Source organism: Streptomyces sp. NPDC017056, from assembly GCF_044332485.1.
GTDB lineage: Bacteria > Actinomycetota > Actinomycetes > Streptomycetales > Streptomycetaceae > Streptomyces.
Window position 1 is genome coordinate 14,190 of sequence record NZ_JBIRPD010000011.1, and the last position, 17,586, is coordinate 31,775.

Below are 17,586 nucleotides of genomic sequence, written 5' to 3' on the forward strand. Positions count from 1 at the left end.
GTACGCGGCCCGGGCGCGGACCGTACCGGCGCTGTCCAAAGACGTATCTCCGTGACACCGGTCCGGTGCCCGGGCGGACCCGCCGCGGTCCGGCCTGTAAGACTGGGCTTCATGGCCGATCACACGCCGCACGAGTCCACTCCTGCCTCCGGTTCCTCTTCTGGTTCCGCTTCCGGTTCCACCGCCGGTCGAAGGCCCGGGGCGGGGTCGGGCCCGGCCTGCGCGGAGACGTCCGGCGGGGAGCCCGGAGCGGCGCCGGGTTCCGGTTCCGCCTCCGTTTCCGTACGGCCCCGGAGCGGCGCCGCGGTCGCCCCCGCCGCGCTGACCGTCGAGGACGTACGGGAGGCGCAGAAGATCCTGTCCGGTGTCTCCCGGTCCACCGCCCTGGAGGGGAGCCGGCACCTGTCCGGTTTGCTGGGGGCGCCGGTGCATTTGAAGTGCGAGAACCTGCAGCGCACCGGCTCCTTCAAAATACGTGGCGCGTACGTGCGGATCGCGGGCCTGTCTCCGCAGGAGCGGGCAGCCGGCGTGGTCGCCGCCAGCGCCGGCAACCACGCGCAGGGCGTCGCGCTGGCCGCCTCGCTGCTCGGGGTGCGCTCGACGGTGTTCATGCCGGTCGGCGCCCCGCTGCCGAAGGTCGCCGCGACCCGTGAGTACGGCGCCGAGGTGCGGCTGCACGGCCACGTCGTGGACGAGACGCTGGCCGCGGCCCAGGAGTACGCGCGGGAGACCGGCGCGGTCTTCATCCACCCCTTCGACCACCGCGACATCATCGCCGGCCAGGGCACGGTGGGTCTGGAGATACTCGAACAGTGCCCGGAGGTGCGCACCATCGTGGTGGGCATCGGCGGCGGCGGGCTGGCGGCGGGCATCGCGGTGGCGGTCAAGGCGCTGCGCCCCGACGTACGGATCATCGGGGTGCAGGCGGCGGGCGCGGCGGCCTATCCGCCCTCGCTGGCGGCCGGGCACCCGGTCTCGATCGAGGCGCCGACGACGATGGCGGACGGCATCAAGGTCGGCAGACCCGGCGATGTCCCGTTCGAAATCATCGGCGAGCTCGTGGACGAGGTCCGTACGGTCACCGAGGACGAGCTCTCCAGCGCTCTGCTGCTCTGCCTGGAGCGGGCGAAGCTGGTCGTGGAGCCGGCCGGGGCGAGCCCGGTGGCGGCGCTGCTGTCGCGGCCCGGGGCCTTCGAGGGGCCGGTGGTCGCGGTGCTGTCCGGGGGGAACGTCGACCCGCTGCTGATGCAGCGCACCCTGCGGCACGGCATGGCCGCAGCGGGGCGTTACCTGTCGCTGCGCCTGCGGCTGACGGACCGCCCGGGGGCCCTCGCGACGCTGCTCGGGGTGATGTCAGTGGTCGACGCTAATGTCCTCGACGTGAGCCATGTGCGGACCGATCCGCGGCTCGGACTCACGGAAGCGGAGGTGGAGTTGCACTTGGAGACGAAGGGCCCGGAGCACTGCACCGAGGTCGGCGCGGCCCTGCGCGAGGCGGGTTACACCGTCATGGGCTGACAGGCGCCCGAGGTACGCGGCTGATGGCGCCGCCGTACGCAAACGCCATCTGACGTATATCGCGATGTATCGCGAGTGCGGTATGGTCCGGGTCGACGTGGAGTGCTGCCGTGCGCGGGCACGCCCTCTTCGGCGGATATGCACCCATTGGGCAAGTGTGTCCGTTAAAAGTAAAATTCTTCCTGGAGTTAACCCATACCTTGGGAGTACCCACATGCCAGGCGCCATTTACGCCGAGGGTCTGGTCAAGACCTTCGGCAAGGTGAGGGCTCTGGACGGCGTCGACCTCGACGTCCCCGAAGGAACCGTCCTCGGACTGCTCGGCCCGAACGGTGCGGGCAAGACCACCGCCGTACGAGTCCTGACGACCCTGCTCAAACCCGACCGGGGCACCGCCGTCGTCGCCGGGATCGACGTCCTCAAGCACCCCGACGAAGTACGCCGGTCCATCGGCCTGTCCGGTCAGTTCGCCGCCGTGGACGAGTACCTGACGGGCCGTGAGAACCTGATGATGGTCGGCCAGCTCTACCAGATGAGCGGGCGCGACGCGAAGGCCAGGGCCGCGGAGCTGCTGGAGCGCTTCCACCTCGCCGACGCTGGCGACCGGCCCGCCAAGACCTACTCCGGCGGCATGCGGCGCCGGCTCGACCTGGCGGCCGCGCTGGTCGTCAGCCCGCCCGTGATGTTCATGGACGAGCCCACCACGGGCCTGGACCCGCGCAACCGCCAGCAGTTGTGGGAGGTCATACAGGAACTGGTCGCCGGTGGCACGACGTTGCTGCTCACCACCCAGTACCTGGAAGAGGCCGACCACCTCGCGCACGACATCTGCGTGGTCGACCACGGCAAGGTCATCGCCCGCGGCACGTCCGACCAGCTCAAGGCCCGTACCGGCGGCGAGCGGGTGGAGCTCGTCGTGCACGCCGCCGAGCACATCGCGACGGCCGACGAGGTGCTGCGCGGCTTCGGCAAGGGCGAGACCAAGATCGAGACCCACACGCGCAAGATCACGGTGCCGGTGACGGGCGGCGCCAAGCTGCTCGCCGAGGTCATCCGTGAACTGGACACGCGCGGCGTCGAGATCGACGACATCGGGCTGCGCCGGCCCACCCTGGACGACGTGTTCATCTCGCTCACCGGCCACGTCGCCGAAATGGCGGAGGGCGGCGGCGAGAACGGGGGAGACGGCACGGGCGAAGGCGCGGGCGGCAAGGCGCAGCGCGGCGGACGCCGGGGGCCGAAGCGGGCCTCGGACGGTAAGGAGAGTGCCAAGTGAGCACCGTGACGCAAGCCGCCCCGCGCGCCGGGGTGCCGAAGCGGCGTGGCGCGGTCAGCCAGTCCGTACGGGACTCCCTGGTCGTCGCCAAGCGGAACCTGATCCGCATGCTGCGCATTCCGGAAATGGTCATTTTCGGGCTTATCCAGCCCATCATGTTCGTGGTGCTGTTCAGCTACGTCTTCGGCGGGTCCATCGCCGTCGGCGGCAGCACCTCGCCCGCCGCCTACCGCGAGTTCCTGATGGCGGGCATCTTCGCGCAGACCGTCACCTTCGCCACCGCGGGAGCGGGCGCCGGCATCGCCGACGACATGCACCGCGGCCTGATCGACCGCTTCCGCTCGCTCCCCATGGCGCGCGGTGCCGTCCTCACCGGCCGTACGCTCGCCGATCTGGTGCAGACGGCGCTGACGCTGGTCGTCCTCGCGGTCGTGGCCTTCATCGTCGGCTGGCGGACCCACGAGAACATCGCCAAGGTCGTGGCCGGCTTCGCCCTGCTGCTCCTGCTCGGCTACGCGTTCTCCTGGATCGGCGCCCTGATCGGCCTGTCCGTACGGACGCCGGAGGCCGCCACCTCGGGCGGGCTGATCTGGCTCTTCCCGCTGACGTTCATCTCCAACGCCTTCGTGCCGTCGGACAACATGCCGACCTTCCTGCGGCACATCGCCGAGTGGAACCCGTTCAGCGCCACGGTCCAGGCCGCCCGCGAGCTGTTCGGCAACCTGCCGCCGAACTACAAGGCGCCCGACGCCTGGCCCATGCAGCACCCGGTCCTGGCCTCGCTGATCTGGTCCGTCCTGATCATCGTGGCCTTCCGCACGCTCGCGGTGCGCAAGTACCGGTCGGCGACGGCCTGAGGGCGGCGGGCCGGGCCGCGGCCGCCCGCGCGGACGCACGACCGGCCGCGGACGCACGACCGGCCCGGAGCCAGCGGGCTCCGGGCCGGTCGTCGCGCTGCTCGGCGGCGCCGGGGACGCTCAGGCCGTGTACGGCTTGGCTTCGAGGATCTTCACCGAAGCCTTCTTGCCGTTGGGGAGCTCGTACTCGGCGGTCTCGCCGATCTTCTTGCCGTTCACGCCGCTGCCCAGCGGGGACTGCGGGGAGTAGGTCTCGATGTCCGAGCTCGCGTACTCCCGCGAGGCCAGCAGGAACGTCAGCGTGTCGTCCGGGTCTCCGTCGAACGCGATGGTGACGACCGTGCCGGGGGCCACGACACCAGTGGCGGCGGGAGCCTCGCCGACCTTCGCGGTCTCCAGCAGCTGCTTGAGCTGGCGCATGCGAAGGTCCTGCTTGCCCTGCTCTTCCTTGGCCGCGTGGTACCCGGCGTTCTCCTTCAGGTCACCTTCCTCGCGGGCCGCCGCGATCTTCTCGGTGATCTCGGCGCGTGCGGGACCAGACAGGTACTCCAGCTCGGCCTTGAGCTGGTCATACGCCTCCTGGGTCAGCCAGGTGACGTTGTCGCTGGTCTGGGTCACAGGTGCTCCTCGTCGGTGCTGGGGATAAATCAAACGCCCTACCAGGAAGGCTGCGCCTCCACGGGTGGGCGAAACCACGAGCCTAACAATTCCGGCACAAAACGGGGAAGGGGAATTTCGCTGAGAACGCGTTCGACGGCATCACCGCCGGTCAGCGCGCCGGGACGCGGCGGCGCCGCGACACACCGGCCCCGCGAGACACCGACCCCGCGACACACCGGCCCCGGCCGGCGCCGGTCAGCCTCCGGAGGACGTGCAGCCGACCAGTACGGCGTTGGTCGCGCGCGCCGTCGTGCGCACGGTGACCTCGATGTCCACCTGCTCCTTGGGCTGGTCGACGGTGACGTCCTTGCGCCCCACCTCGGCGCCGCTGTCGGACTGCGAGCGCAGCGTGCACACGCCGGTGTCGTCCTTGCCCTTGACGACTTCCAGGTGCACCTTGACGGCGTGGTCCGAAACCCGCTCCCAGGTGATCACGCGGCCGCTGAGGTCCTGTCCGGAGATGTAGGAGAAGCCGGACCAGCCGACCACGCCCAGCAGCGCCACGCCCAGGACCGCGCCGACGATCTTCAGCTTGCGGTCCGCACGCCGGTCGGCAGAGCGGCCGTAGCGCCCGTCGGGAATCCCTTGGCGCACCGCCGTCATGATCGTCCTCCTGCCGGGGGCTCCGGAATTAATCGCCCCGCGCTTCGGTCACTATAGGAAACATCTTCTCCGGCCTTTCACTGAGGATCGAGTCTTGACTGAGCAGCTGCGACTGATGGCAGTGCACGCCCATCCCGACGACGAGTCGAGCAAGGGCGCGGCCACCATGGCCAAGTACGTGTCCGAGGGGGTGGACGTGCTGGTCGCCACCTGCACGGGCGGGGAGCGCGGCTCCATCCTCAACCCCAAGCTCCAGGGCGACCCGTACATCGAGGAGCACATCCACGAAGTGCGGAAGAAGGAGATGGACGAGGCCCGGGAGATCCTGGGCATCAAGCAGGAGTGGCTGGGATTCGTCGACTCCGGGCTGCCCGAGGGCGACCCGCTGCCGCCGCTGCCCGACGGCTGCTTCGCCCTCCAGGACGTGGAGGCCGCGGCCGAGCCGCTGGTGAAGCTGATCCGTGAGTTCAAGCCGCAGGTCATCACGACCTACGACGAGAACGGCGGCTACCCGCACCCCGACCACATCATGACCCACAAGATCTCGATGGTGGCCTTCGAGGCGGCCGGCGACCCGGAGAAGTACCCGGACGCGGGCGAGCCCTGGCAGCCGCAGAAGCTCTACTACAACCAGGGCTTCAACCGGCCGCGCACCGTCGCGCTGCACGAGGCGCTGCTGGAACGCGGCCTGGAGTCGCCGTACGGGGAGTGGCTGGAGCGCTGGAAGGAATTCGAGCGCCGCGAGCGCACGCTGACCACGTACGTGCCGTGCGCCGACTTCTTCGAGATCCGCGACAAGGCGCTGATCGCGCACGCGACGCAGATCGACCCCGACGGCGGCTGGTTCCGGGTGCCGATGGACATCCAGAAGGAGGTCTGGCCGACGGAGGAGTACGAGCTCGCCAAGTCGCTCGTCGACACGTCCCTCCCCGAGGACGACCTCTTCGCGGGCATCCGCAACAATTGAGTCCATGATGAGCGCGACTAGCACCCTCGCCGTGACGCACTTCGTCACCCTTGCCGACAGCTTCGACAAGGACAAGGTGACCCCGGGCGTCCTCGGCTTCATCGTGTTCGCGGTCATCGGCGGCGCCGTATGGCTGCTGATGAAGTCCATGAACAAGCAGATGAAGAAGGTCGACTTCGAGGAGTCGCCCGAGGGACCCGCCGCCCCCGGCGGCACGGCCCCCGGCGGCACGGAGGCGACGAAGGGCACGGCGAAGAGCCAGGCGAAGCAGAGCCAGGCCAAGGGGCAGCCCTCGGGGAAGGCGCAGCCCAAGACGGGCTGAGCGGCTTCCCCCGACGCCGGGCGGGGTGGGACGGGAAACCGTCCACCGGCCCGCCCGGCGTCACTGCGACGAGGGTATGGACACGCCCATGACCTCGCGTGCGTGGCGGTTCGGGACCATGCCGAGCCGCCATGCCTCCCACCCCGTTTCCGGCTCGACGCCGCGGTCCAGCAGCAGCGCGAACGTCTCCGCGCAGTCCTCCAGCTTCGAGTCGCGGGTCGCGTGCCGCTCCCGCACGAGCTGCGCCAGCTCCTCCTGCGCCACCGCCGTGCCCACCACCGAACCGCCCGGCGAGGCGAACGGCAGCAGGGTGCAGCGCAGGAAACGGGCCCAGTCCTCGCCGCGCCGGTCGCCGTAGCCGGCGAACGTCCGCGCCGCCTCGTCGGCCAGCTCCAGCGCCTGCGCCGTCCGGCCGTTCCCCGCATCGATGATCACCAACTCCAGGCAGGACCACGCCTCGCCGTGCGGAACGCCGATCCGCTGGAAGTCCTTGCGGGCGTCCTGGAGCAGCTGCCTGGCGAAGCCGCTGTTGCGCAGCGAGCCGGTCTGCGCGGCCCGCAGGTCCCGGGTGACACGCCCGGAGTGGTGCCGGGCGCAGGCGAGGCCGTAGCCGTCCTGCATCCGGCTGAACATCGTCCGGGAACGCTCCAGGTGCCGCAGCGCCGCGTCCAGGTCGCCCTGCTCCTCCAGCGACTGGCCGAGGTAGTACAGCGTCCAGGCCTCGCCGCGGGCGTCCTCGTAGCGGCGGTGCAGGGGCAGCGCCTGCCGCAGCTGGTCCACCGCGGGGCCCGGGTCGCCGTCCACCAGCCGCGCACGGGCCAGCTGGGTCATCGCCCACGCCTCGCCGCGATCGTCGTGCGTACGGCCGTAGAGCTCCAGCGCCGCCTGGAACGCGCTCTCCGCCCGCGGCACCTCGCCCATCCGCAGATACACCTGGCCGAGCTGGAAGTGCGCCCACGCCTGGCCGTGCAGGCTCTCGCTCTCGCGGTGCAGCTCCAGGGACTCGCGCAGCAGATCCAGCGCCACCGCGACCTGCGCGCGGTCCCGCTCCACCGCCGCCAGGGCGTGCAGCGTCCACGCCCGGTCACCGCGCACGTCCGCCTCGGACTGCATCGCGAGGGCCTCGCGCAGCTTGACCGCGGCCTCCGTCAGGTTGCCCTGCTGCTGGAGCGTGATGCCCAGGTCACGCAGGGCGCGCGCGGCTCCCACCGGATGCTGCGCCTCGAAATACAGGTCCACGACCGAGGCCAGGGTCGTTCGCGCCTTGTCCAGCTCGCCGAGCTGGCGGGCCGCGACACCGGTGCGCCACTGCACGGACCGGACGAGAAGCCCCTGGTCGGCGGCCTTGGTCAGCTCGCTCAGCTCACCGAGGCGGTACAGGTCGCCGCGCAGCAGGCAGTAGTCGGCCAGCGCGCCCAGCAGGTGGGAGACGGCGGCCTGGTCCACGTCCTGGTCGGCGTGGCGCAGGGCGGCCGTGATGAAGCTGGTCTCGTCGTCCAGCCACTGGAGGGCCGCGTCCAGGGAGGTGAAGCCGTGCGAGCCGAAGCGGTCGGCGCGGGTGGACGTCCGGCCGTCGACCAGGCGGATCACCGAGTCCGCCAGTTCCGCGTAGCCGCGGATCAGCCGCTCCTGGGCGGTGCCGCGCTCGGCCGGGTCCTCCTCGTCCAGCAGGCGGGCGTGCGCGAAGTGGTGCACGAGCGCGTGCAGACGATAGCGGTCGCTGCGCACGCGCTCGATCAGCCCGGCGGCGGCCAGCGTGGACAGCTGCCGCTCGGCCTCCGGCTCGGCCACGCCCAGCAGCGCCGCCGCGGCGGCGGCCCCCAGGCTGGCCCGGCCGACCAGCGCGAGCCGGCGCAGCAGCCGCCGCGCCGTCTCCGACTGGTCCGCGTACCGCAGCCACAGCGCCGTCTCGACCGGTGCCGCCCGGTCCTCGGCCGACGGGTGGCGTGCGGCGCTCTCCTCCAGGTCGGCGGCGAGCGTGGCGGGCGACCGCGGGCCCAGCGAGGACCCGGCCACCCGCAGGGCCAGCGGCAGCCCGGCGCACAGCTGCGCGATGCGCTCGACGGACCCGTGGTCGTACGGCCCCGTCTCGCCCTGGGACTCGTCGGCCGTGGCCCGCAGCAGCTCCTCCGTGCCCGCCGAGTCCAGCGCGCCCACCGGCAGCTGGTGCACCCACGCCTGGAGGTCGCCTGGCAGCTCCATGGGCTCGCGGGTGGTCACCAGCACCAGGCTGTCGGAGCGGTCCGGCACCAGCAGGCGCACCTGCTCCGGGTCGGAGGCGTCGTCCAGCAGAACCGTCACGGGCAGGCCCGTCAGGTGCTTGTGGTACAGCTCCGTGAGCCGTTTGACGTGCTGGTCCAGGGAGGGCCGCTCCCGGAACAGGAGCTGCTCGCGCGGCGCGCCCAGCCGGTTGAGCAGGTGCAGCAGCGCGTCCCGGGTCGGCAGCGGCGTCTCGCCCGGTGTGTCGCCGCGCAGGTCCACCACGCACGCGCCGCGGAACTGGTCGCGCAGCTGGTGCGCGGCCCGCACCGCGAGTGCCGTACGCCCCGAGCCGGGCTCGCCGTGCAGCACGACCACCGTGGGCCTGGTCTCGGTGCTCGCGCGGGCCGCGTGCACCCACTGCGCGATCTGCGTGAGGTGCCTGCGCCGCCCGGCGAACGGCTGCTCGGGCTGCGGCAGGTGGGCGAAGGACTGCTCCAGCACCGACCGCTGACGCGCCGCCGCGCTGCGGTCCGTGCCGCGCAGCGGCGGCATCCGGGTGGCCCGCGACGCGGCGGGCTTGCCGGCGGGGCCGCCGCGCGTCGCCGCCGTCAGCATCCGCTGCTGGTCGAGGAACGGCCGGATGCCCCGCACCTCCAACGCCGTCAGCCACTGCAGCCGCAGCTGCTCGGGGCCGCCCGGCTGGCCGCGCATCCCGGCCTGCCGGTGCGCCGCGGGCCAGTGCCCCGCGGTCAGCTTCACGACCGTCGCCGCGGCGCCCGCCGCGACCACCGCGGCACCGACGCCGAGGGCCGTGCCGGGGCCCGTCCCGTACGCCAGGTCGGTGCCGAAGGCGGCCACGGCCGCGACCAGCGTGGCCACCGCGGGCGTGCTCAACTCCTTGCGCGTCAGCCGTTCGGACAGCGGCCGGTGCCCGGCCGCCGCCTCGTCCAGCGCGTGCACGTAAGCGCCGTACTCCTCGGCCGCCTTGCCGGCGAGATCGTCCAGCACCGCTTGCGCCCTGGACAGCAGGACACCGCGGTCCAGGGACCCTCCCGAGCGTCGGACCTCCTCCTCGACGGCCCGCGCCAGCAGCCCTTCCGCATCCGCCCGGTGGCTGTCGCGCAGCCCGGCCAGTGAGCCCGGCATGCCTCTCCCCCTCCTGCAGTTCCCAGCGTCCCGGCGGCTTCCGGTGCTCCCGGAATTCCCCGGCCTCCCGGCCCGTCCCGGCGGCCGGGGCAGCTCCTGCGCCCAGACCCGCGGTGATCGGCTCCGTACCCACAGTCTTCCGCTTCCGCGCGAAATCCGGCAGGGCTGTGGATAACTCCTCCGCCGCCCCTCCGCTCCCCGCCGCGGCAGCCGCGGTGAGAGAGGATGGCCCCATGCCGAACCGCCTGGCTCATGAGACTTCCCCGTATCTGCTCCAGCACGCCGACAACCCGGTCGATTGGTGGCCCTGGTGCCCCGAGGCGTTCGAGGAGGCGCGCCGGCGCGGGGTGCCCGTACTGCTGAGCGTCGGTTACAGCTCGTGCCACTGGTGCCATGTGATGGCCCACGAGAGCTTCGAGGACGAGGCGATCGCGGCGCTGCTCAACGAGCACTTCGTGTCGGTGAAGGTGGACCGCGAGGAGCGGCCCGACGTGGACGCGGTCTACATGGAGGCCGTCCAGGCGGCGACCGGCCAGGGCGGCTGGCCCATGACCGTCTTCCTCACCCCCGACGCCGAACCGTTCTACTTCGGTACGTACTTCCCGCCCGCGCCGCGCCACGGCATGCCCTCCTTCCCGCAGGTCCTGGAGGGCGTGCGCGGCGCCTGGGCCGACCGCCGCGACGAGGTCGGCGAGGTCGCCGGGCGGATCGTCGCCGACCTGTCGGGGCGCTCGCTCTCCGAATCGCTGGCCAAGGGCGACCAGGTGCCGCCGGGCCCGGAGGACCTGGCGGCCGCGCTGCTGGCCCTGACCCGTAACTTCGACGCCGTGCACGGCGGGTTCGGCGGCGCCCCCAAGTTCCCGCCGTCCATGGTGCTGGAGTTCCTGCTGCGCCACCACGCCCGTACGGAGTCCGAGGCGGCCCTCCAGATGGTGCAGGCGACCGCCGAGGCGATGGCACGCGGCGGGATCTACGACCAGCTCGGCGGCGGCTTCGCGCGCTACGCGGTGGACGCCACCTGGACCGTGCCGCACTTCGAGAAGATGCTGTACGACAACGCGCTGCTGTGCCGCACGTACGCGCACCTGTGGCGGGCCACCGGCTCCGACCTCGCCCGGCGCGTCGCCGTCGAGACCGCCGAGTTCATGGTCCGCGAACTCCGCACCGAGCAGGGCGGCTTCGCCTCCGCGCTGGACGCCGACTCCGACGACGGCACCGGCAAGCACGTCGAGGGCGCGTACTACGTATGGACGCCCGGACAGCTGCGCGAGGTCCTCGGCGAGCGGGACGCCGGGCTCGCCGCGCACTACTTCGGCGTGACCGACCAGGGCACCTTCGAGGAGGGCGCCTCCGTCCTCCAACTGCCCGACACCGACGACCTGGTGGACGCCGACCGGATCGAGAGCGTCAAGGAGCGGCTGCGCGCGGCCCGGGACACCCGGCCGCGCCCCGGCCGTGACGACAAGGTCGTCGCCGCCTGGAACGGCCTGGCCGTCGCCGCCCTCGCCGAGACCGGCGCCTACTTCGACCGCCCGGACTTCGTGCAGGCCGCGACGGACGCCGCCGACCTGCTCGTACGCGTCCACATGGACTGGCAGGCGCGGCTGCACCGCACCTCGCGGGACGGTGTGGCCGGCGCCAACTCCGGTGTCCTGGAGGACTACGCGGACGTCGCCGAGGGCTTCCTCGCGCTCGCCTCGGTCACCGGTGAGGGCGTCTGGGCGGAGTTCGCCGGCCTCTTCCTGGACACGGTGCTCGTCCACTTCAGCGCCGAGGACGGCACCCTGTACGACACCGCGGACGACGCCGAGCAGCTGATCCGCCGCCCGCAGGACCCGACCGACAACGCCACGCCGTCCGGCTGGACGGCGGCCGCCGGCGCGCTCTTGTCGTACGCCGCGCTGACCGGCAGCGGACTGCACCGGGACGCCGCCGAACGCGCCCTGGGCGTCGTCAAGGCGCTGGGCGGCCGGGCGCCGCGCTTCATCGGGTGGGGCCTCGCCGTCGCGGAGGCGGCGCTCGACGGGCCGCGCGAGATCGCGGTCGTCGGCCCGGGCGACGACCCGGCCACCCGGGCGCTGCACCGCGCCGCCCTCCTGGGCACGGCACCCGGCGCGGTGGTCGCCCTCGGGGAGCCCGGTACGGAGGAGGTGCCGCTTTTGAAGGACCGCCCCCTGGTCGACGGGCGGCCCGCCGCGTACGTCTGCCGCCACTTCACGTGCGAGCGCCCGGTCACCGACCCGGAGGGACTCGGCGAGCGGCTGCGTTCCTGAAAGGGCGGTGGGCGCCGCCCGCCGGAAGTCCTAGGTCCAGGAGCGGACTTGAACTTCACGCGGGCGTCAAGTTCTAGCGTGAGGGCATGACGAACCGTACCGAGGGCAGCCTGCCCGCGACCCACCGCGAAGTCCGCCTGACCGGCCGGCCCGAGGGGCCGCTCACCGACGACCTCTTCGAGGTGGTCGAGGTGCCGGTTCCCCGGCCGGGGCCCGGGCAGGTGCTCGTGCGCAACACGACCATGGCCGTCGCCGCCGTGATGCGCACGCTCATGGACGAGGCCACCGGCGTCCCGATGCCGTCCTTCGTGCCCGGCGAGGCGCTGTACGGGTCGGCCATCGGCGAGGTGGCCGAAGCGCCCGGCGGCGAGTTCGCCCCCGGCGACCTGGTGGAGCACACCCTCGGCTGGCGGGAGTACGCCCTCGTGGACGCGGCGGCGCTGCAGCGCCGCGACCCGGACCTGCTGCCCGACCCGGCCGCCTATCTCTCCCAGGGGCCGACCGCCTACATGGGCGTCGTGCGGGGCGCCGAAGTGCGCTCGGGTGACACGGTGTTCGTGACCGGCGCGGCCGGCGGCGTGGGGTCGCTGGCCGGTCAGATCGCCCGGCTGCGGGGTGCCGTACGGATCATCGGCAGCACGAGGTCGCAGCGCAAGGCGGATCGCCTCGTCAAGGAGCTGGGGTACGACGCGGTGGTGATCCGGGGGGCGGGCCCCATCGAGGAGCAACTGCGCGCGGCGGCCCCGGACGGCGTCGACGCGGTCTTCGACAACGTGGGCGGCGAGCAGTTGCAGGCGGCCATCGCGCTGGCCAACCGCGGCGCCCGTATCGCGCTGGTCGGCGCGCTTTCCGCCCAGCTCTCGGATTCCGGCGCGCGCACGACGGAGATTGACACGCTGTCCCTGCTCGCCCGCAGTGTCACCCTGCGCGGCGTCGCTCTCTACGACCACCTCGAACTGATCAACGAGTGGAACGAGGAGTTCGGGCGCGGCTTGAAGGAGGGCACGCTCACGTTCCCGCACGCCCGGCTGCACGGCATCGAGGAGGCGCCGCGCGCCCTCCAGGAGCTGATCGCGGGGCGGCACCTGGGGGCCGTACTGGTGGAGTTGTAAGAGATCGACGGAGTATCCGGGCCTCCGCCGTGTTGACGGTTCGGCCGGCCGGACCGGCGGTGCGGTGTCCTGGCGACGTACGGTCTGACGCAGGAGCGGACGTACGTACCGGGGCACCGCCTGCCAGGGGCCCCGGCGGGGGAGGACCGGATGCGCATCGGGGACGCCGCGGCTGCCGCGGGCCTGACGGCCAGAGCGCTGCGCTACTACGAGGAACACGGGCTGGTGACCGCCCGGCGCACGCCGTCGGGGCACCGCGTGTACGGGCCGGAGGACGTACACCGGCTGCGGATGGTGCGCGAACTCCTCGAAGCCGGGCTGACGGTGGGTGACATCAGGTCGTTCGCGCACCTCCTCGACACGCTGCCGCCCGAAGGCGTGCCCGAGGTCCTGTTCACCGGTGACGGGCCGGCCGACGGCGGGCAGAGTGGCGCCGGGGGCGGCGCGGGGGCGGGCTCCCGCAGCGCGGCGGAGGTGGTGGCCCGCCGCAGGCTGGCGGATCTGGACGCCCGCATCGAGCGGCTGACCCGGCTGCGCGCTCGGCTGGCGCGGCGGCTCGGTGAACCGGCCAGGGAACCGGGGCGGGTGGCCCCGTACGGCAGTGCCCTGAGGGAGTGAGGCGGGCGGCGGCGCTTCTCCGCCGGGGACACTCGGAGCGGTTCAGGCCGCGGGGCGCTCAGAGCGTCAGGCCGCGGGCGAGCACGTCCGTCGTCCGGCCGATGAGGGTTTCGAGGTCGTCCCGCCGGCCGTCCGCGACCCAGCGCATCAGCGCTTCCTGGAGCGCCGCCAGGATCGCCGCGGCGACCACCCGGACCTCCAGGTCGTCGGCCGGCCTGCCGGTCCGCTCCGCCAGTACGGCGCTGATCATCGCGCTGTCCCGCGCGGTGTTCTCGGCCGTCCGGCCGCGGACCGCGGGCACCTCGCGGACCAGCCGGATGCGCTGGACCAGCTCGGTGCGCTCCTCCGCCGCGAGCCGCCGCAGCGTACCGACGGCGGCGTGCCGCATCGACTCGACCACCGGTTCGCCTGCGGGCCTGGCCCGCAGGCCGGCCGCCAGTACCGGTGCGTACGCGTCGGTGAGGACGATGTCCTCCTTGGTGGGGAAGTAGCGGAAGACCGTGCTGGGGGAGACGTCGGCGGCCTCGGCGATCCGGTCGACCGGGGTCGCGTCGTACCCCTGCTCCTCGAAGAGCCGGTAGGCGGCCCGGCGGATGGCCCGCCGGGTCTGGATCTTCTTCCGCTCCCGCAGTCCGGGCTGCTGGGCGCCCGGTTGCGCGGCGGTCTTCTGTGCGGAGGCCATGGGCGTCATTGTCCGGCACCGGGCCGGCGGCCCCGGCGGCCGCTGCCGGGAAACAGGAGCTATTGAGGGGTGAGAACTGTCGGCCCTGGGGGCATTCTTGATGTCTCCTTGTTTGTCAGTGGTGTGTGTAACGCTTTAGCCAGGGCAAGGTCACTGTCAGTGATTCTTGGAGGGGGTGTTGCGCGTATGCGTACCGCAGTTGACGTGTTTGCCGTGTTCGCGGCAGCAGCGTGCGTCGGAGGTTTTCTCGTCGGGGGGACGGCCACGGTGGTGGCGTTGGTCCTGGCCGGGGTGGCCGCCCTGACATGGCAGGTGGCCGCGGCGTCGAGGCCGCGGCCACGGGCGGGCGGGGGAGCGTGGCGCCGGCGGGGCAAGGGCGCCGGGCCCCGCGGCCGGGGTGGTTCCCCGGGCGGGGCGGGGGCCTCAGGAATGCGAATAGGCCACCAGTGAGATCCCGACGTAGTGCACGACGAAGGCCGCCAGCGTCAGGGAGTGGAAGACCTCGTGGAAGCCGAACCAGCGCGGTGACGGGTTGGGGCGCTTGATCCCGTAGATGATGCCGCCCGCGCTGTAGAGGACGCCGCCGACGATGACGAGCACGAGGACGGCGATGCCGCCCGCGCGCAGGAAGTCGGGCAGGAAGAAGACGGCCGCCCAGCCCATCGCGATGTAGCAGGGGGTGTAGAGCCAGCGTGGCGCGCCCACCCAGAAGACGCGGAAGGCGATGCCGGCGAGGGCGGCCGCCCAGACGGCCCACAGGAGCATCTGTCCGCGGGTGCCGGGGACCAGCAGCATGGTCAGCGGGGTGTAGGTGCCCGCGATGATCAGGAAAATATTGGCGTGATCCAGCCGTCGCAGGACGGCGCCCGCGCGTGGGCCCCAATTCCCGCGGTGGTAGAGGGCGCTGATGCCGAAGAGCAGGCAGGCGGAGAGGGTGTAGACGGCGCAGGCGATCCGGCCGCGGGTGCTGTCGGCCAGGGCCGTGAGCACGACTCCTGAAAAGAGGGCGGCGGGGAACATTCCGGCGTGCAGCCAGCCCCGCAGCTTGGGCTTGAGTGGCGCGGCCAGGCCGGCGACCGCGGAAACGGCGTCGGCGGCCGCGCTGGTCACAGGGGATGTGTGGCTTTCGGCGGCGTCGGGCGCGGAAGTCATGGCGGCCATGCTACCTACGCAACCGTAGGTTACGGATTGATCCGGAAGTGGTGACGGTCACGAGAACCTCCTCTGGACAGATATGGATCGGGGTCGGATGATCATATGAGTGCGGTCGGCACCGGATGAGCGGTCGCGAAGCATCCGGGTCGCAGCCCCCAAGGGGCAGACATCTTCAACAGCGGGCCCTGCCGGCCTTCCGGGCAGCGGTCCGTCCAACCCTCATCTAGGAGCGATCGTGGCGCGCGACAACGCGGCTCCCTCCCCCGTACCGACCACCCACCGGGAACTCGTCTCCTGGGTCGACGAGATCGCAGCCATCACCGAGCCGGACCGTGTCGTGTGGTGCGACGGTTCGGAGGCGGAGTACGAGCGCCTGTGCGAGGAGCTCGTCGCCAAGGGCACCTTCCGCAAGCTGGACCCGATCAAGCGCCCCAACTCCTACTACGCCGCGTCCGATCCCTCCGACGTCGCCCGGGTCGAAGACCGCACCTTCATCTGCTCCGAGAAGGAGGAGGACGCGGGCCCGACCAACCACTGGAAGGCCCCGGCGGAGATGCGCGACGTCTTCACCGGTGAGCAGGGCATCTTCCGCGGCGCGATGCGCGGCCGGACGATGTACGTCGTCCCGTTCTGCATGGGCCCGCTCGGCTCCCCGCTCTCCGCGCTCGGTGTGGAGATCACCGACTCGGCGTACGTGGCCGTCTCGATGCGCACCATGACCCGGATGGGCCAGGCGGTCCTGGACGAACTGGGCGAGGACGGCTTCTTCGTCAAGGCCGTGCACACCCTCGGCGCCCCGCTCGCCGAGGGCGAGGCCGACGTGCCGTGGCCGTGCAACTCCACGAAGTACATCTCGCACTTCCCCGAGGACCGCGAGATCTGGTCCTTCGGCTCCGGCTACGGCGGCAACGCCCTGCTGGGCAAGAAGTGTTACGCGCTGCGCATCGCCTCCGTCATGGCGCGCGACGAGGGCTGGCTCGCCGAGCACATGCTGATCCTCAAGCTCACCCCGCCGCAGGGGGAGTCGAAGTACGTCGCCGCCGCGTTCCCGAGCGCCTGCGGCAAGACCAACCTCGCGATGCTGGAGCCCACGATCTCCGGCTGGACCGTCGAGACCATCGGCGACGACATCGCCTGGATGCGGTTCGGCGAGGACGGCCGGCTGTACGCGATCAACCCCGAGGCCGGTTTCTTCGGCGTCGCGCCCGGCACCGGCGAGCACACCAACGCCAACGCCATGAAGACCATGTGGGGCAACTCGGTCTTCACCAACGTCGCGCTGACCGACGACGGCGACGTGTGGTGGGAGGGCATGACCGAGGAGCTGCCCGCCCACCTGACCGACTGGAAGGGCAACGACTGGACGCCGGAGTCCGGCACCCCGGCGGCCCACCCGAACGCGCGTTTCACCGTGCCGGCGGGCCAGTGTCCGATCATCGCGCCCGAGTGGGAGGACCCCAAGGGCGTGCCGATCTCGGCCATCCTCTTCGGCGGCCGCCGCGCCAGCGCCGTACCGCTGGTGACCGAGTCGCTGACCTGGCAGCACGGCGTCTTCCTCGGCGCGAACGTGGCGAGCGAGAAGACCGCGGCGGCCGAGGGCAAGGTCGGCGAGCTGCGCCGCGACCCGTTCGCCATGCTGCCGTTCTGCGGCTACAACATGGGCGACTACATGGGCCACTGGATCAAGGTCGGCGCGGACAAGGACCAGGCGAAGCTGCCGAAGATCTACTACGTCAACTGGTTCCGCAAGGACGAGTCGGGCCGGTTCGTGTGGCCGGGCTTCGGCGAGAACAGCCGGGTGCTCAAGTGGATCGTCGAGCGCCTGGAGGGCAGGGCCGAGGGCGTCGAGACCCCGATCGGCGTGCTGCCGACGAAGGAGGCGCTGGACACCGAGGGCCTCGGCCTGGCCGACGCCGACCTGGACTTCCTGCTCACCGTCGACAAGGACGTGTGGCGCGAGGAGGCGGCGCTGATCCCCGAGCACCTGAACACCTTCGGTGACCACACGCCGAAGGAGCTGTGGGACGAGTACCACGCGCTGGTACGCCGCCTGGGCTAGTACGGCGAAACGGTCCGGCGCGGACGCAGGCACAGACGCGGACGCGCACCGGACCGCCACGGTCGACGGCCGGGGCCACGTGCACGAACACGTGGCTCCGGCCGTCTTTTTCGTGGTCCCGGCGGCCCGGGCCCGC

At 72.1% G+C, this 17,586-nt stretch carries 14 protein-coding genes; 9 read left to right on the forward strand and 5 right to left on the reverse strand.

The window, feature by feature from the left end; all coding sequences use genetic code 11:
* Window positions 1-111 precede the first annotated feature (111 nt).
* The 3 genes from ilvA (at window position 112) to ACH4OW_RS20960 (ending at window position 3,651) form a co-directional block, all read left to right on the forward strand.
* Window positions 112-1,518: a threonine ammonia-lyase gene (ilvA, locus tag ACH4OW_RS20950; protein WP_398029529.1), complete on the forward strand. Its 1,407-nt coding sequence runs from the start codon at window positions 112-114 to the stop codon at window positions 1,516-1,518.
* 214 nt (window positions 1,519-1,732) lie between these two features.
* On the forward strand, window positions 1,733-2,794 hold the full coding sequence (locus tag ACH4OW_RS20955; protein WP_360127404.1) for an ATP-binding cassette domain-containing protein: 1,062 nt from the start codon (window positions 1,733-1,735) through the stop codon (window positions 2,792-2,794).
* The gene (locus ACH4OW_RS20960; protein ID WP_360127407.1) at window positions 2,791-3,651 is read left to right on the forward strand and encodes an ABC transporter permease; all 861 of its coding nucleotides are present in this window, start codon (window positions 2,791-2,793) and stop codon (window positions 3,649-3,651) included. Before ACH4OW_RS20955 ends, ACH4OW_RS20960 begins: the two co-directional genes overlap by 4 nt.
* A gap of 120 nt (window positions 3,652-3,771) precedes the next feature.
* On the opposite strand, the gene greA is transcribed toward ACH4OW_RS20960, so the two are convergent.
* The gene (gene greA / locus ACH4OW_RS20965) at window positions 3,772-4,269 is read right to left on the reverse strand and encodes a transcription elongation factor GreA (RefSeq protein WP_360127410.1); all 498 of its coding nucleotides are present in this window, start codon (window positions 4,267-4,269) and stop codon (window positions 3,772-3,774) included.
* A 237-nt stretch (window positions 4,270-4,506) separates the two neighbouring features.
* Window positions 4,507-4,914 (reverse strand): DUF4307 domain-containing protein, encoded by a 408-nt coding sequence (locus ACH4OW_RS20970; RefSeq protein ID WP_360127413.1) that lies wholly within the window; start codon window positions 4,912-4,914, stop codon window positions 4,507-4,509.
* 94 nt (window positions 4,915-5,008) lie between these two features.
* Between ACH4OW_RS20970 and mca the strand changes: the two genes are divergently transcribed.
* Complete coding sequence (gene mca / locus ACH4OW_RS20975) at window positions 5,009-5,881, forward strand: mycothiol conjugate amidase Mca (protein WP_360127416.1); 873 nt, start codon at window positions 5,009-5,011, stop codon at window positions 5,879-5,881.
* A gap of 7 nt (window positions 5,882-5,888) precedes the next feature.
* Window positions 5,889-6,203, forward strand: a complete 315-nt coding sequence (locus ACH4OW_RS20980) for a hypothetical protein (protein WP_398029767.1) — start codon at window positions 5,889-5,891, stop codon at window positions 6,201-6,203.
* A 60-nt stretch (window positions 6,204-6,263) separates the two neighbouring features.
* Here the strand turns inward: ACH4OW_RS20980 and ACH4OW_RS20985 are convergent, their stop codons facing one another.
* Window positions 6,264-9,551, reverse strand: coding sequence for a tetratricopeptide repeat protein (locus ACH4OW_RS20985; protein ID WP_398029533.1), 3,288 nt, complete (start codon window positions 9,549-9,551; stop codon window positions 6,264-6,266).
* A gap of 233 nt (window positions 9,552-9,784) precedes the next feature.
* Here ACH4OW_RS20985 and ACH4OW_RS20990 point away from each other — a divergent pair, with 233 nt between their 5' ends.
* The 3 genes from ACH4OW_RS20990 (at window position 9,785) to ACH4OW_RS21000 (ending at window position 13,554) form a co-directional block, all read left to right on the forward strand.
* The gene (locus ACH4OW_RS20990) at window positions 9,785-11,824 is read left to right on the forward strand and encodes a thioredoxin domain-containing protein (RefSeq protein ID WP_398029535.1); all 2,040 of its coding nucleotides are present in this window, start codon (window positions 9,785-9,787) and stop codon (window positions 11,822-11,824) included.
* Window positions 11,825-11,910: 86 nt separating this feature from the next.
* Complete coding sequence (locus ACH4OW_RS20995; protein ID WP_398029537.1) at window positions 11,911-12,936, forward strand: MDR family NADP-dependent oxidoreductase; 1,026 nt, start codon at window positions 11,911-11,913, stop codon at window positions 12,934-12,936.
* Window positions 12,937-13,086: 150 nt separating this feature from the next.
* Window positions 13,087-13,554 (forward strand): MerR family transcriptional regulator, encoded by a 468-nt coding sequence (locus tag ACH4OW_RS21000; RefSeq protein ID WP_398029539.1) that lies wholly within the window; start codon window positions 13,087-13,089, stop codon window positions 13,552-13,554.
* 58 nt (window positions 13,555-13,612) lie between these two features.
* Here ACH4OW_RS21000 and ACH4OW_RS21005 read toward each other — a convergent pair whose 3' ends face one another.
* Window positions 13,613-14,245, reverse strand: a complete 633-nt coding sequence (locus tag ACH4OW_RS21005) for a TetR/AcrR family transcriptional regulator (protein ID WP_398029541.1) — start codon at window positions 14,243-14,245, stop codon at window positions 13,613-13,615.
* Window positions 14,246-14,659: 414 nt separating this feature from the next.
* On the reverse strand, window positions 14,660-15,388 hold the full coding sequence (locus tag ACH4OW_RS21010) for a hemolysin III family protein (protein ID WP_360127437.1): 729 nt from the start codon (window positions 15,386-15,388) through the stop codon (window positions 14,660-14,662).
* A 238-nt stretch (window positions 15,389-15,626) separates the two neighbouring features.
* Between ACH4OW_RS21010 and ACH4OW_RS21015 the strand changes: the two genes are divergently transcribed.
* On the forward strand, window positions 15,627-17,450 hold the full coding sequence (locus ACH4OW_RS21015; RefSeq protein ID WP_360127440.1) for a phosphoenolpyruvate carboxykinase (GTP): 1,824 nt from the start codon (window positions 15,627-15,629) through the stop codon (window positions 17,448-17,450).
* The last annotated feature ends 136 nt before the right edge of the window (window positions 17,451-17,586 follow it).

Excerpts from the sequence above, each read along its gene's own strand:
- ACH4OW_RS20970 (WP_360127413.1), bottom strand. The coding sequence starts at position 4,914 with ATGACGGCGGTGCGCCAAGGGATTCCCGACGGGCGCTACGGCCGCTCT.
- ACH4OW_RS20990 (WP_398029535.1), top strand. The coding sequence starts at position 9,785 with ATGCCGAACCGCCTGGCTCATGAGACTTCCCCGTATCTGCTCCAGCAC.
- ACH4OW_RS20995 (WP_398029537.1), top strand. The coding sequence starts at position 11,911 with ATGACGAACCGTACCGAGGGCAGCCTGCCCGCGACCCACCGCGAAGTC.
- ACH4OW_RS20955 (WP_360127404.1), top strand. The coding sequence starts at position 1,733 with ATGCCAGGCGCCATTTACGCCGAGGGTCTGGTCAAGACCTTCGGCAAG.
- ACH4OW_RS21000 (WP_398029539.1), top strand. The coding sequence starts at position 13,087 with ATGCGCATCGGGGACGCCGCGGCTGCCGCGGGCCTGACGGCCAGAGCG.
- ACH4OW_RS21005 (WP_398029541.1), bottom strand. The coding sequence starts at position 14,245 with ATGACGCCCATGGCCTCCGCACAGAAGACCGCCGCGCAACCGGGCGCC.
- ACH4OW_RS21010 (WP_360127437.1), bottom strand. The coding sequence starts at position 15,388 with ATGACTTCCGCGCCCGACGCCGCCGAAAGCCACACATCCCCTGTGACC.
- ilvA (WP_398029529.1), top strand. The coding sequence starts at position 112 with ATGGCCGATCACACGCCGCACGAGTCCACTCCTGCCTCCGGTTCCTCT.
- ACH4OW_RS20980 (WP_398029767.1), top strand. The coding sequence starts at position 5,889 with ATGAGCGCGACTAGCACCCTCGCCGTGACGCACTTCGTCACCCTTGCC.
- ACH4OW_RS20985 (WP_398029533.1), bottom strand. The coding sequence starts at position 9,551 with ATGCCGGGCTCACTGGCCGGGCTGCGCGACAGCCACCGGGCGGATGCG.